12 protein-coding genes are annotated in these 14,148 nt (G+C 43.5%); 6 read left to right on the top strand and 6 right to left on the bottom strand.

The window, feature by feature from the left end:
• Positions 1-96 precede the first annotated feature (96 nt).
• Positions 97-297 (top strand): sulfur carrier protein ThiS, encoded by a 201-nt coding sequence (gene thiS, locus H0262_RS01635; RefSeq protein ID WP_149408942.1) that lies wholly within the window; start codon positions 97-99, stop codon positions 295-297.
• 297 nt (positions 298-594) lie between these two features.
• Here thiS and hpf read toward each other — a convergent pair whose 3' ends face one another.
• Together hpf and rpoN are read right to left on the bottom strand one after the other, a co-directional pair.
• The gene (gene hpf / locus H0262_RS01630) at positions 595-963 is read right to left on the bottom strand and encodes a ribosome hibernation-promoting factor, HPF/YfiA family (protein WP_149408943.1); all 369 of its coding nucleotides are present in this window, start codon (positions 961-963) and stop codon (positions 595-597) included.
• A 402-nt stretch (positions 964-1,365) separates the two neighbouring features.
• Positions 1,366-3,078 carry an RNA polymerase factor sigma-54 gene (gene rpoN / locus H0262_RS01625; RefSeq protein ID WP_181209451.1) on the bottom strand — a complete coding sequence of 571 codons (1,713 nt, stop codon included), beginning with the start codon at positions 3,076-3,078 and terminating at the stop codon, positions 1,366-1,368.
• A 323-nt stretch (positions 3,079-3,401) separates the two neighbouring features.
• Here rpoN and H0262_RS01620 point away from each other — a divergent pair, with 323 nt between their 5' ends.
• Positions 3,402-4,298, top strand: a complete 897-nt coding sequence (locus H0262_RS01620) for a carbon-nitrogen hydrolase family protein (protein ID WP_181209450.1) — start codon at positions 3,402-3,404, stop codon at positions 4,296-4,298.
• Positions 4,299-4,373: 75 nt separating this feature from the next.
• On the opposite strand, the gene H0262_RS01615 is transcribed toward H0262_RS01620, so the two are convergent.
• From H0262_RS01615 to lptM, 4 genes are all read right to left on the bottom strand, one after another.
• Positions 4,374-5,423, bottom strand: a complete 1,050-nt coding sequence (locus H0262_RS01615; RefSeq protein WP_181209449.1) for a tyrosine recombinase XerC — start codon at positions 5,421-5,423, stop codon at positions 4,374-4,376.
• 57 nt (positions 5,424-5,480) lie between these two features.
• Positions 5,481-6,368 (bottom strand): diaminopimelate epimerase, encoded by an 888-nt coding sequence (gene dapF / locus H0262_RS01610; RefSeq protein WP_020442583.1) that lies wholly within the window; start codon positions 6,366-6,368, stop codon positions 5,481-5,483.
• A gap of 200 nt (positions 6,369-6,568) precedes the next feature.
• Complete coding sequence (gene lysA / locus H0262_RS01605) at positions 6,569-7,900, bottom strand: diaminopimelate decarboxylase (RefSeq protein ID WP_181209448.1); 1,332 nt, start codon at positions 7,898-7,900, stop codon at positions 6,569-6,571.
• A gap of 95 nt (positions 7,901-7,995) precedes the next feature.
• Positions 7,996-8,307 carry an LPS translocon maturation chaperone LptM gene (gene lptM, locus H0262_RS01600; RefSeq protein WP_011512591.1) on the bottom strand — a complete coding sequence of 104 codons (312 nt, stop codon included), beginning with the start codon at positions 8,305-8,307 and terminating at the stop codon, positions 7,996-7,998.
• Between the two features lie 601 nt (positions 8,308-8,908).
• Between lptM and H0262_RS01595 the strand changes: the two genes are divergently transcribed.
• The 4 genes from H0262_RS01595 to rsfS all read left to right on the top strand — a co-directional run bounded on the left by H0262_RS01595 (position 8,909) and on the right by rsfS (position 14,067).
• Positions 8,909-10,141, top strand: a complete 1,233-nt coding sequence (locus H0262_RS01595) for an acetate/propionate family kinase (protein ID WP_011512590.1) — start codon at positions 8,909-8,911, stop codon at positions 10,139-10,141.
• A 110-nt stretch (positions 10,142-10,251) separates the two neighbouring features.
• Entirely contained in the window at positions 10,252-12,408 is a 2,157-nt protein-coding gene (gene pta, locus H0262_RS01590; RefSeq protein WP_181209447.1) for a phosphate acetyltransferase, read from the top strand.
• Between the two features lie 196 nt (positions 12,409-12,604).
• Positions 12,605-13,513, top strand: coding sequence for a nicotinate-nicotinamide nucleotide adenylyltransferase (locus tag H0262_RS01585; protein WP_181209446.1), 909 nt, complete (start codon positions 12,605-12,607; stop codon positions 13,511-13,513).
• A gap of 140 nt (positions 13,514-13,653) precedes the next feature.
• The gene (gene rsfS / locus H0262_RS01580) at positions 13,654-14,067 is read left to right on the top strand and encodes a ribosome silencing factor (RefSeq protein WP_011512587.1); all 414 of its coding nucleotides are present in this window, start codon (positions 13,654-13,656) and stop codon (positions 14,065-14,067) included.
• The last annotated feature ends 81 nt before the right edge of the window (positions 14,068-14,148 follow it).

The following is a 14,148-nucleotide window of genomic DNA, read 5'->3' as shown; positions in this document are numbered from 1 at the left end:
AATACAAATCTTTGATTTAATCAGTCATTCAGGCACGGTTAATAGTAAAAATAAGATAGTTACATAGGAATTTTGGATTATTAGGGAGCACAGTTTATGAGTAATATCAGTGTCAATGGTAAGAAGTTACAGACGACTCATCAAACGGTACAATTGGTTGTCAATGAGCTTGGGCTTAGTAACGGTCGTTATGCGGTAGAAGTCGATGGTGAACTGATTCCTAAAAGTGAGCTTGATAAGCTACATATCGTTGAAGGCATGGCTATTGAAGTAGTACAGGCTGTAGGCGGTGGCTAAGGTTTTTAACCATTGAAATAGATAGTCGTTTTTGATACATAGAATTTTAGAAAATCACACTGTAAAACCTAACGTTTACAAACCTTTCCTTTTAAAATTTATTATAAAAAAGACCTCAACGATTATTCGTTTGAGGTCTTTTTTTACTTAGCGTCTTAGGCTTGCTGAATTGCTCATTTTTGAGCATGTCACGTATTCAAATTACTCAGGAATACTGGTCAATTTAATAACCGTGCTATTTGTGCATTTATTTATTGGCTAATAATTATTAAAATTTTATGACACAACAAGCTATCACTAAACTGCAGGCTCAGCTTCAGCCGTCATCAAATCTTCATAGCGAGCATCACGCCCTGCACCCTGTGTTTTTTTGCTCTCCATTTTTGTTTTATACTTGCGTACTTGTCTATCAAGTTTGTCTGCCATCTCATTTATGGCTTTATACATATCATCATCAAGAGCTTGCACAAACATCTCTTTACCCGAGACTCGCATGATAGCTTCAGCCTTATGGCTCTTTTTAGCACCGCTGTTATCTAGTGATAGAATCACTTGAATACTTTGAATCTGATCAAAGTGACGCTCGACTTTTTCAAGTTTTTCGCGAACTGCGGTGTCCATGGCATCGGTAATACTGATATGGTGACCACTGATAGAAACATTCATATTATTGTCCTCTTATTAGTACTTACAATCAACAGATGAGGTCGCATCGCTGCTCTTATCATCCTGCCTTACCACAAAATAATCTTGTATCTTTATCCTCAACGCCTTTAATAGCAGTGCTTTTAATAAAATATCGACGTATCCTTTTATCGTCTTTTTTATCTCATCCCTAATGACTGACTACATAAATTTGCTAAATCGACACTTTGATTTTGATGTTGGTATGACTCTAATTTGTCATGAAAACCCGCTAGTAGCAAGGCTTTATATTGTAAGTAAATGTAATAAAATCGGTTGTTTCTTTAATGTTTCTATATAATCAGAAAATTTTATTTTTTATATTTCCTATAGAATATTTTGATTATTAATCACCTCGTCAGATAACTTATTGAATTCAGACCATTAATATTTTTGTTTGCGCTGTGTAGATGAGCCAATATTCATTGCTTCACGATATTTAGCGACTGTTCTTCTGGCAATATCGATACCTTCTGCTAACAAATAATCTTTTATTTTACTGTCAGACAATGGCTTTTTGGGCTCTTCATCAGCGATAAGCTGCTTAATCATCGCGCTGATAGCAGTTGATGAGATATCACCATCGCTGCTGCTAACATGTGATGAAAAGAAATGCTTGAGCGAAAACAGTCCTTGCGGTGTCAAAATGGTTTTGCTAGTGGTCAGGCGCGAGACCGTTGATTCATGTAAATCGACTTCGTCTGCAATCACCTTTAAAATAAGCGGTTGCATAGCAGTGGCGCCATACTGCAAAAAAGATTGCTGGTAGCGCACGATGCTAGTGGCGACCTTTAAAAGGTTCTGATTACGCTCTTCGATACTGCGAATAAACAAGCGCGCATCGGTGAGGTTTTCACGCAGATATTGATTATCAGGGCTATTATCGCCGCGCTTAACAAGGTTGGCATATTCTTGGTTGACTCGTAGTTTTGGCAAGGTTTCAGGGTTTAGACGTACCTGCCAGCCATCTTGTTGGGTAGATGTGTTGGTGTTTTGATGAGCATCATGGCGACGGATAGGCGTTACCAGTACATCAGGGATATCATAGCTATCGGGCGACTGAACATAATCAGGTTGGCGACTTTGAAACAGCAATCCTGGTGAAGGATTTAAAGTACGCAATAGCGTAAGCGCAGGAGTAATCTCCTGTGCGGCAAGTCCTGTTCGCTCAGTTAAGGCTTTGATATTATTACTGACCAGATACTCACTGGCAGATAAGAGCGCTTGGGCTTGTTTTAGATAAGGCGTGTCAGTGTCGAGCTTAGATAGCTGAATCGCTAAGCATTCACTTAGATTTCGTGCGCCAACCCCCAGCGGATCACAGGATTGAATCATGCGCAGTACTGCCATTACTTCATCCTGCTCAACGCGCTCATTCCACTGATAAAAGCTCGCAATGGTATCAAAGCTCTGGAGCAACTCCTCTATATCGAGCCGTACAAAACCCATGTCGTCCATAGAATCCATCAAATACTCAGCGATCAGAGTATCTGTCTCTGAGAGACGTTTAAAATTCAGCTGCCAACGCACATGGTCTTGAATCGTCGCATTGGTACTGCCCTCATAGCGATCAAAGTCCTCAGAATCTGGACGCGCTGATATGCTGCCTAAACCAGTACTGGCGGTGTTAAAACCGTCATAATCTGCATTAGGGCTACCATAGTTAAGGCTTTCATAGTTGGAGCCTTCAAAGTCTTCAAGCGTATAACTGTCGATGGCATCCTTATCAAAACCGTCTTGCTGCAATTTATCTAGACTATCATGAGTAAAGCTATCGCTAGTACTGTCATCATAGTCAAAGCCCTCTTCATTATTTGATGAAGGAGAGATAGAAAACGTATCAGAAGCAGTACTCTGATTCCAACTGTCTAACGTTAGTGGCTCGCCAAACTCATCTAATGCGTCTTTATCCATACTTTCGTACTCATCTTCATCGTTTTCGATGCGTTCTAGTAATGGATTACTGTCCAGCTTCGCTTGAACCTCCTGCGCAAGCTCAAGACTAGAGAGCTGCAGCAATTTAATGGCTTGCTGCATTTGCGGGGTCAGTTTTTGTGAGGTGCTTAGCGTGGTCGCCAATCCGAACGACATACTCATGGGCAGTTTATTACACTCCAGTCTTGGTAATATTGTCTTTGTAATGCTGATTAGTGAGCGGTTTACCCTTAACAGGACATGACGATAGCATTTTTTGCGACAATTTTGCTATGATAATTTATGCCCTTGCCAGATAAGTGAATGACAAACCTCTGTCCGTAGCTTTCTGGTAGCGTCTAAAGAATACTTTAATAAAAATTTATACCTGTGCATAGTTGCATAGAATGATTTGCGGAGTAAGGCTCAAATAAACCATTAATAATGACAAACCTGAAAACGTTTTATAAGAGATATATAACATTAACAATATTGAGAAGCCTGCTATGAATGAACATATAAATAACATACAGCTGACCGTTGCTGCTATCCAAATGAATAGCCAGCAAAGCATTGAAGACAATCTGTCGGATATAAAATCCGCTATTATGGATGCTCGTGCACAAGGCGCGCAGCTTGTCGTACTACCAGAAAACTGCTGTAGCATGGGTAGACAGTTTGCGACAGCAGAGCGCTTTGATGCGCTGTCAGCGACGATAGCAGAGTATGCACGTACATATGGTATATACGTGCTAGCGGGCTCTCTGCCCTGCCCGTATCGCCCTGACGGTATGATTGTGCCTGATGGTAGATTGCGCCAAGTAAGCCTATTGTTTGCGCCGGATGGTACACAAGTGGCACGCTATGACAAGATTCACTTATTCACTGCGACCGTCGCCGATAAGCAAGGCAGTTATAACGAAGCGGCGACGTTTGAGCCAGGTACGCAGACGGTCATGGCAGCGCTCGAAGTAAATGATGATGTTTATCAGCTCGGTATGATGGTTTGCTTTGATCTACGCTTTCCTGCATTGGCGCAGCGTCTGCGGCAAGCAGGCGCAGAACTATTAAGTGCGCCATCTGCTTTTACGTATCTAACAGGACAAGCCCATTGGTCGCTCTTACTGCAAGCGCGAGCTTTAGACAGCCAATGTATGGTAATTGGAGCAGCACAAGGCGGTGAGCATGCGTATAAAGACGGTCATAAACGTCAGACGTGGGGACATACGACGATTAGCGCTTATGATGGAACTGTAATGAGCAGCTATAATGATAGCGAATTGACCCCATCTTTGAATAAAGACCATAAAAATTATGCTTTGGTCTTAGCGACGTTAGATAGACAAGCGCAAAATCAGGGACGACAAAAGATGCCTATCTTTGATTGTCATCGTTTGGCATAAAATAATTTTTATAAAAGCGTCTTGATAAAAGGTTTTTTTAATCAAAGCAATTTGCTATGAAAGACACTTTTAAAATTAAAGGGTTGAATCGCTGTCTTTGGATACGTGAGTGGCTCGAGGATGGGCACGGTCATAGACTTGGGTCAATTTAGCAAAATCGACATGGGTATAAATTTGCGTGGTACTGATATCGCTGTGTCCGAGCATCTCTTGGACAGCGCGCAAGTCGCCACTTCCTGACAACATATGTGATGCAAAGCAATGGCGCAATAGATGCGGATACATGTTTTGAGCAATACCAGCACGAGTAGCAGCAACTTTAAGACGCTGCTGCACGGCCCGTGTTGATAAACGCGTACCCAGTTTTTCACTAATAAATAATGCACTGTCCATCTGCTCTACCCACAGATTACGGTGCGGTAAATAACGACGAATGGCCTCAGCCGCTTTTATTCCTAAAGGTACTAGGCGTGTCTTATTACCTTTGCCGGTCACGCGTACGCGCAGATCAGCTAAGTCGACATCTACTATATCTAGCGCGACTAGTTCACCGACACGTAGACCACTGCTATAAAGTAATTCAAACATCGCCTTATCACGTAGCCACAAGCGTGCTTGTTCAGGTGTATCAGGGATTTCTTGGTCGAGCAATTGCGTCAATAAATCCACATCAGCGATAGAGGGTAATGGTCTAGGGCTGCGCTTGAGCTGATAGCCTGTAGTTGGATTGATACGTGCCAAATCCTCTTCTATCAGCCAGCCATAAAAATGACGAATAGCTGATAACTCTTGCTGAACGCTGGCAAGGGCTAGCTTGTCCTCATCAAGGCGTTGGCTGATATGCTGGGCTAATTGGCGCTTATCACAACGTGTCCATGTCAGGCGTTTACCTCGCAGGAATAACGCCAACTGGTTTAAGCCAGCAAAATAGGCCGTCAATGTATGCGGCGAGTGATTACGCACAGATAAGACATTTAGCCAACGATGCACAGGGGCTAATAATTCACTTAACGCGGCATCCGCTTCTAAGGTGATTGCCAATTCTGCTGATAGCCATGACGGTGAAACGGATTGTTTATCAGATCGTGCGTCTGTCACTTGAGATTTTTTATAAGACATCACCATATTGAAAACAACCCCATTACTTATCCAGTAAAAATAACTGTGATTTATATTTTACTATTAACTTTCTGGATTGGGCTTGATACCGGCTTGTGCCATCAAGCCATCTGGACTAAAGACACCTTCATACACAAATGCGGTTGGTCCGGTCATCATGACCGAATAGCCCGGCTGCCATTTAATTACCATGCTGCCGCCATAGAGCTGAGCACGCACATCTTCGCCTTCGTCAAGCCAGCCTTCGCGTATACCGATGGCAACGGCTGCACAAGCGCCCGTACCACAGGCTTGCGTCTCACCGACACCGCGCTCATACACTCGCAAACGAATATGACGCTGATTCATTATTTGCATAAAACCGACATTGACACGTTCTGGAAACGCTGGATGCGATTCGATGGCTTTACCCAAGGTTTCAACGTCAGCATCAAGCACATCGTCAACTTTTATCACCGCATGCGGATTGCCCATATTGGCAACATAAAGCTGCACCGGCGTACCATTCACGTCCAGATGATAAGCATTTTGGATTTTGGTGATGGCTCTTGGGGTAAATGGAATCTCACTTGGCTCAAACTTGGGCTTGCCCATATCAACCTCTACCCAGCCATAACGATCGGTCGTCAGCGAAATAATGCCGCTTGCCGTCTCAACACGGAGACGCTGTTTAAAGGATAACTTGCGCGCTTGCACAAAACGGGCAAAACAGCGGGCGCCATTACCGCATTGCTCAACCTCTGACCCATCAGTATTAAAAATACGGTAACTAAAATCGACGTCGGGGCGCATTGGCGGCTCAACGACGAGCAACTGATCAAAACCAATACCTAAATGACGATCACCCAGTAACTGCACCAAATCCTTGGTCAAGTCCAAACGCTGAGTCACCAAATCGATGACCATAAAGTCATTGCCCAACCCATGCATCTTAGTAAATTCTATTAGCATATCCCTGATATCCTATCCTATTTTTATGTATGTCTTATATTAGCACGCTGTCAGTTACAATCATAACTATCACCGTTATCAAATGCCAAGTTATATTCCACACTTATTATTCAGGTGTTTGATCAAAATTTGCCATAAAAAAACCCACTAGCATTATGATAATGGGTTAGATTTTTGAGATACTTTATGCTGCTTAGATGTTAACCTGGCCACAATACTTCGTCTGCATATAGCGCTTCAATGGTTTCGCGTTTGCGAATCAGCTGGTGGCGATCATCAGCTACCATGACTTCACTAGCTCGCGGGCGTGAATTATAGTTGCTACTCATAGTAAAGCCATAAGCACCAGCACCCGTGATCGCCAAGATATCACCTGTTGAGAGCGACAACAAACGATCTTTTGCTAAGAAATCACCCGTTTCACAAATAGCGCCAACGATATCCCATGGCTCAGTACTTTCTGTATTAATACCATTATTAGGTAAAACGTTTGGAATTACTGCCATTTCTGCTTGATATAAAGCAGGACGAATTAAGTCGTTCATTGCCGCGTCAACAATGGCAAAATTCTTATGCTCAGTTGGTTTGAGCACGTCAACCTTAGTCAATAATACCCCAGCATTTGCCACGATACTACGACCCGGCTCAAAAAATACCGTCAAGCCAAGCTCACTAAGTTTTGGTAATAAAGCATTGGCAAATTCATCAATAGACACTGGTGTCTCATCAATATAACGCACACCCAGACCACCACCCAAATCGATATGACGCAGCTCAATACCTGCTTTACGTAAGCTATGTACCAGCTCAATCACTTTGTCCAATGCCGCAACGAATGGCGCAACTTCAGTCAACTGCGAGCCGATATGACAGTCAATACCGACGATATCAATATGAGACAATTTGGCGGCTTGTTGATAAACGACCAGCGCATCCTCGTGAGCAATACCGAATTTATTGTCTTTGAGACCTGTTGAAATATACGGATGGGTTTTGGCATCCACATCAGGATTGACACGTAGTGATATCGGCGCTGATTTATCAAGCTGCGCGGCGACTTCATTGATTAGAGTCAGCTCGCTAATCGACTCAACATTAAAGCAACCAATACCTTGGTTAAGCGCATATTCAATATCGCTATAGGTTTTGCCGACGCCTGAGAATACCACACGTTCAGCTTTGCCGCCTGCTGCCAATACCCGGATTAGCTCGCCACGTGAAACGATATCAAACCCTGCGCCTGCTTGCGCCAATACGCCAAGTACCGCAAGGTTTGAGTTTGCTTTTACCGCATAGCAAATCTGGTGAGTTAAGCTGGCAAAGCTATCGGTATAAGCTTGATAGACATCCAAAATGGCTTGCTTTGAGTACACATAACAAGGCGTACCATAGTGTTTAACCACTTCGGTAATACTGACTTGCTCCATATGTAGCGTATTATTTTGATAATGTAGTTCAGGCAAATGGGCGGTTAAGGCTTCAGGATTGATGTACAGGCCTTGCTCAGTTTGGGTCGTGACTGACTGACTCATATAAATATCTCTAATATAATCAAGGTAACAATAAAGTATTGGGCTTGCTCAAAAATCGTTTGAACATTTACATTTTAATAATTCATGATTACTTATTAGTAATCGTTAGGATCGTTACTCGGTTCAGGCAGCTGAAAATTCTCTGTATTTTGTTGGTCGCTGTCAATCTTAGCAAAGGCGGTATCTTGTGGATTACTACCACTATCTAATATTGCCGTGCTATCTCGCACTGCTTTACTACCAGCGTCTACAAGGTATAAATCGCCTTTTTGTCCGCAGCCAACCAACAAGGCCGCTGAAGCTATCGTGATCGACGTGCCAAGCATGATGTTATACATATTATGGCGAATAGCGCTGCCCACTGTCTGAGAGTGCTTGGGTTTTGAGGTATATCGTGTCGTAAACATAGGATAGATAACCTGTAATCTTGCAACGGTGTACGCGATAAAAATCACTATCAGCGAAAACAACCAAGGCTGCAATAGGGAAAATAGGAAGATTTTTTAATCATAGCATTATTCTATAAAGCTGTGCGCCTATAGAATATGTTTGCGTAGTAAATTTGCTGAAATGTAGTGATAGAGAATCCAATATAAATATAAAACAATGTTATTGATCTAAAGCTAGACAAACTTACTTACAATTTTTATAAAGGCAAATTTTTACTTATTTTATCTAATAAGCCCTTACTGTCTTCGGTGTACACCTGTAACCATCAATCAAGGACTGGCTGATCAAAGCCTTAGAGTTATCGTGGTGTCACTGCCAAAATATGATACATTATAGTCAACCCTTGTAGCTATAAGGCAACGCTAGCAGGCGTTTGCTTTACATTGAACCTATGTTAGACATAGTGATGGCTCAAGTATAACGAAGATCAGCGCGATGATGGTTTATGTTTCCAAACCGTGCAACCTATCCCAGCACCAATATCGCTGGTTTTCGTTTATTCAACAGGTGATCGTCAAGATGCGGCACCTTTTATAAAAGACAATCTAAGGATAGAGTATGAGCGCTGGCGTAAGCACCACTTTTGATGACAAACATTCTGAAGCATCGACCCTGACCAATCCTACTTTAGTATTGAACTGCGGCTCCTCTTCAATCAAATACGCCTTAATTAGTGAGGATGAAGGTACTCGTATCACAGGTCTTGCCGAAAACTTAGGTCTCGATACTGCCCGTATTAAACACACCACATTAAATGGTGAAAAGTTAGAAATTGCAATCGCTGGTGGTCGTCATGAACTTGCCTTACAGAAAATCCTTGAGCTACTTGAGCAGTATCACTTTATTGCTGTTGGGCATCGAGTGGTACATGGCGGTCGTGAGTACTCAGAAGCGGTGCGTGTCGATGCGCATGTGTTAGCAGAAGTCAAACGTCTAAAAGTCCTCGCCCCATTACACAATCCGGCAAACGCGCTGGGTATCGAAGCTGTACAAGCAATCTATCCTGATATTCCGCAAGTGGTGGTATTTGATACTGCCTTCCATCAGACCATGCCACCTGTTGCTTTCCGCTATCCGCTACCAAAGGCACTCTATTCAGAACACAAAATTCGTCGTTATGGCTTCCATGGTACCTCTCATGCTTATGTATCAGAACGCGCCAGCCACATTACCAGCGCAACAGGACCACATGGTTGGTTAACTGCGCATTTAGGCAACGGCTGTTCAGCAACTGCTGTCTACGACGGCAAAAGCCTTGATACCAGTATGGGTCTGACCCCGCTTGAAGGTCTTATGATGGGTACGCGCAGCGGTGATGTTGACCCAAGCTTACATATTCATCTCAAGCGCCAACTTGGTATGAGCTTAGAAGAAATCGACAAGATGCTCAATAGTGAAAGTGGTTTACTTGGTATTTCAGGCTTATCGAATGACTTGCGTACCATTGAGCAAGCGGCTAATGAAGGTCATGAAGACGCGAAGCTGGCTATCGAGATGTTCTGCTATCGTGTTGGTAAATACCTTGCCAGCTTAAGCTGCGCGCTCCCTGACTTTACCGGTATTGTCTTTACTGGTGGTATCGGCGAAAACTCTGTGACCACGCGGACGCGTATTTTAGAAGTCATGCGTCATTTTGGCATCAAAGTAGATGCCGATAAGAACGCTGGGTTGGTCGGTGGCAATGAAGGCAGTTTCCATGCTGACGATAGCAGTATTGAGCTATGGGTTGTCCCAACTGATGAAGAATGCCGTATCGCTCAAGAGACTCGTGCAGCCTTGGGTCTAAAATAAAACTAGGTCTACAATAACACTCATATGCCTGCGATAAGAATCACAAGTTAATTCTTATACGCTCAAGGATGACAATCTCTCTAAAAATATAATAAACAGTAGGATACATTATGCAAACTATTTTACTTGTGCCCATTAGCCGCGGTATCGGTGTGACGTCAGCGGCGCTTGGTCTGATTCGTGCTTTCGATTATAACGGTATCAAAGCGGGTTTTATGAAGCCGTTTTTACAAGACGATACGCTGGATAAGCAAAACAGTCTAGACAGCTCAAGCGCATTAGCCATGCATGCCTTTGGACTAAAGCCACCCAAATCGATTAGCCGTCAACATGTTGAGCGTATGATTGGTGATGACAATCTTGATGACTTAATGGAAGAAGTGGTTGTTAACTACCATACTCTTGGTGATGATTACGATGTGGTGATTTGCGAAGGCTTAGTACCGACGACTGAAACTTCTTATGCCTCACAGATCAACCGTGCGATTGCTCATGCACTCGATGCCCGAATCATCTTTGTTAGCACCGCTGATACCAGTAAACCTGCCTATTTGGCCGATAAGCTTGATGTCCATGCACGTGAATTTGGTGGTATGGCAAGTGATCGTACGCTTGGCTGTATCTTGATGCGTATGCATGACTTGCCAAATACGCAAAGCACCTTAGAAAATCAAATCGTTGCCCCTGGTGAAGCGATTGTGAGCTTGGATAGCGGCTTTATACAAGAAGTCCAAAGCTTATCGCCGCACTTTAATACCGAACAATTCCGCTTAATTGGTGTCGTACCATTTAGTGACTCATTATCCGTGCCGCGTACGTGGGATATCGCTGCTGAACTTGATGGTACTTGGCTCAACGTTGGTGAGGCAAAATCGCGCCGTATCAATCGCATCAGCTTGACCGCACGCTCAATTGCACGTGTCGATGAAGTGTTCAAACGTGGTACGCTTATCGTGGTGCCGGGCGACCGTGACGATTTACTCTTGGCAGCGGGTCTTGCCTGTATCAATGGTATTCCGCTAGCAGGATTGGTATTGACTGGCGGCGTTGTCCCTAGTCCAACCGTCGCTGAGCTTTGGCAATCTGCACTCAAAACTGGTATTCCTGTAATGAGTGTCGAAGATGACAGCTTTGAGACGGTACAGAGTCTATTACACATGAGTGCTGAGATTCCAAGTGATGACACCGAACGTGCTGAAGAAGTGGCGCGCTATGTCGCGGCGCATCTAGATCTTAGCTGGATTAAAGCGTATTTTAGCCAAAATCATGAGCCGCGTTTGTCACCTTCTGCTTTTCGTCATCAAGTGGTCAAAAAAGCGCAAATCGCCAAAAAACGTATCGTGCTGCCAGAAGGCTCTGAGCCGCGTACGGTCGAAGCCGCCTGTATTTGTCAAAGCCGCGGTATTGCCAACTGTGTGCTACTCGCTAAGCGTGCTGATGTTGAACAAGTCGCCAAAAACCGCGATTTGGTATTACCTGAAGGGCTTGAAATCATCGATCCTGATAGCTTAGATATGAGCAAATATATCGCCGCTGTAGTCGAGCGTCGCAAAGGTAAAACCAGCGCAGAAGTGGCTGCTGAATATCTGCAAGATACCGTTTATTTAGGTACGACCATGCTACAGATGGACGAAGTTGATGGTCTGGTCTCTGGGGCGATTCATACCACGGCGAATACTGTCCGCCCAGCGTTTCAGTTGATTAAAACGGCTCCTGAGTATTCACTTGTATCGTCAGTCTTCTTTATGCTGTTGCCTGAGCAAGTGGTTGTCTACGGTGACTGCGCCATTAATCCTGATCCAAATGCAGAAGAATTGGCTGAGATTGCCATTCAGTCTGCGCAGTCTGCTGCTGCCTTTGGCATCGATCCAAAAGTGGCAATGATTAGCTACTCTACGGGCTCGTCAGGCACTGGCGCTGATGTCGAAAAAGTCACCCGTGCGACCCAAATCGTCCGTGAACGTGCGCCGAATCTAAAAGTCGACGGACCGCTACAGTATGACGCGGCTTCTGTTATGAGCGTCGGTAAGCAAAAAGCGCCGGATTCGCCTGTTGCTGGGCAAGCAAACGTCTTTATTTTCCCAGACCTAAACACCGGTAACACGACTTATAAAGCGGTACAACGTAGCGCCAATGTGGTCAGTGTTGGACCGATGTTGCAAGGCTTAAACAAACCGGTCAATGACTTGTCACGTGGTGCCTTGGTCGATGATATTATTTATACCATCGCCCTCACTGCCATCCAAGCACATAGCGACGTTATTTAAGCATTTAAAGCTTTATTCAAAACACGTATTATTGAGCCGATTATCATAATGATGGTCGGCTTTTTTATGGCTTTTAAACGGTATAATTAAACATAATAAAATCGATAATCGGGATAAGTAAATAATCACATGCTATAGTCGATTTAAAATAAATCAACTACAACGCTCATCTGCATTAGTTTTTACTCACTCATCTATGTCAAATGCTTCTAATAGTTATCAAGGCCACATTTCTAAGTCTGCCATCCGTGCTTATTTGGGCGGCTCATTTGATCCTGTGCATCAGGGTCATTTACAAATGGCGATGACCGTTTATCAAAGTTTGCTACCAATAGCACAGCAGCAACAGCGCGAACTGTATGTATCATTGCTGCCCAATGCGCGCTCGCCTTTTAAAGAAGATAGCACCGATCCTAAGCATCGTCTGGCAATGCTAAAGCTGGCAACGCAACAGTCGCCCTTATACATTAACGAGCTTGAGCTGTGGCAAGCACCGCCTGTCTATACTATCGATAGTGTGCAGACACTGCGCACACGCTACCCGCATGACAGTCTGATATTTGTCATGGGGATGGACAGCGCGCGTAGTTTAGAACACTGGAAAGATGGACTGCAACTGACTGATTATGTCAGTTTATGGGTGTTTGACCGTGAAGAAAATTTTGATAGCGATATAGATATTGATATCAAAATTGATAAAAACTTCTCTAAGACTGAGTTGCACCACTCTCTAACATCCCAACTTCCAAAACTGCTACAACCTTTAACCATCGATTCTATAACTGAATTATTAGCCGCTAACCCCCAATCTTTAACAAACAGCTTTTGCGTAAAAAATAGCCATCAAGGTCATATTTATATCGACCCGCGCCCTGTGACAGCAATATCAAGCACACACATACGTCAGCAACTTAATCAGCAGCTGCCGCAAGCACCTCAATCATTAAATATAACGCACAGCACTGACATGCAAATTGCATCTTTACAACCAATAAATGATATCATAGGCAATACTGCACCCAATTCATTAGCTAAATGGCTAAATCCTGCTGTTTATCAATATATTATCGCCCATCAGCTATATTCTGCTGCTCAATTCCGTTAAAATCGCCTTATACTTTTAATTTTGCCCACTTTGATCATTTTTCCTCAAAAAACGTCTGCCTCTATCTGGCTCGTTAGAGAATGCATTGTGACGATTTACCATTTTATTTTTAATATTTACGATTCAAGAGATTAAAATTTATGACCAACACCATGACTGACGAACGTTTACAAGAATGTTTGACCCTTGTTCAAACCGCGCTAGACGATATGAAAGCTAAGAACATCACCGTAATGGATGTAGCAGCATTGACAGACGTAATGGAGCGTATCATCATCGCTGACGGTACCTCAAAGCGCCATGTACGTGCAATGGCTGACAGTGTCGGCGCTGAAGCCAAACTGGGTGGCTTTATGCCACTGGGTCGTGAAGGCGGTATCGATTCTGACTGGACATTGATTGATTTGGGCGCTGTTGTCGTGCATATGATGACGCCACAAGCCCGCGAGTTCTATGACCTAGAAGGTCTATGGTCATCGCCTGAACAATTGGCTGAGCTGGTTGCTGTACCGCGTGAGAAGAAAACAGCCGGTCGTCGCAATAAAAATAAATAATCTTATTTATTGCCAAAGCTGCTTAAGAAAAAGACCAGATATCTATTCTGGTCTTTTTTTGTCTAAAATTTACTGTGCTAA

It is taken from the genome of Psychrobacter sp. D2 (assembly GCF_013608135.1).
Taxonomy (GTDB): domain Bacteria; phylum Pseudomonadota; class Gammaproteobacteria; order Pseudomonadales; family Moraxellaceae; genus Psychrobacter; species Psychrobacter cryohalolentis.
The sequence above is the reverse complement of the archived record's forward strand: the minus strand, read 5'-3'. Positions and strand labels throughout refer to the sequence as shown.

Excerpts from the sequence above, each read along its gene's own strand:
- thiS (WP_149408942.1), top strand. The coding sequence starts at position 97 with ATGAGTAATATCAGTGTCAATGGTAAGAAGTTACAGACGACTCATCAA.
- rpoN (WP_181209451.1), bottom strand. The coding sequence starts at position 3,078 with ATGAGTATGTCGTTCGGATTGGCGACCACGCTAAGCACCTCACAAAAA.
- H0262_RS01615 (WP_181209449.1), bottom strand. The coding sequence starts at position 5,423 with ATGGTGATGTCTTATAAAAAATCTCAAGTGACAGACGCACGATCTGAT.
- lptM (WP_011512591.1), bottom strand. The coding sequence starts at position 8,307 with ATGTTTACGACACGATATACCTCAAAACCCAAGCACTCTCAGACAGTG.
- rsfS (WP_011512587.1), top strand. The coding sequence starts at position 13,654 with ATGACCAACACCATGACTGACGAACGTTTACAAGAATGTTTGACCCTT.
- dapF (WP_020442583.1), bottom strand. The coding sequence starts at position 6,368 with ATGCTAATAGAATTTACTAAGATGCATGGGTTGGGCAATGACTTTATG.
- H0262_RS01595 (WP_011512590.1), top strand. The coding sequence starts at position 8,909 with ATGAGCGCTGGCGTAAGCACCACTTTTGATGACAAACATTCTGAAGCA.
- lysA (WP_181209448.1), bottom strand. The coding sequence starts at position 7,900 with ATGAGTCAGTCAGTCACGACCCAAACTGAGCAAGGCCTGTACATCAAT.
- pta (WP_181209447.1), top strand. The coding sequence starts at position 10,252 with ATGCAAACTATTTTACTTGTGCCCATTAGCCGCGGTATCGGTGTGACG.
- H0262_RS01620 (WP_181209450.1), top strand. The coding sequence starts at position 3,402 with ATGAATGAACATATAAATAACATACAGCTGACCGTTGCTGCTATCCAA.
- H0262_RS01585 (WP_181209446.1), top strand. The coding sequence starts at position 12,605 with ATGTCAAATGCTTCTAATAGTTATCAAGGCCACATTTCTAAGTCTGCC.
- hpf (WP_149408943.1), bottom strand. The coding sequence starts at position 963 with ATGAATGTTTCTATCAGTGGTCACCATATCAGTATTACCGATGCCATG.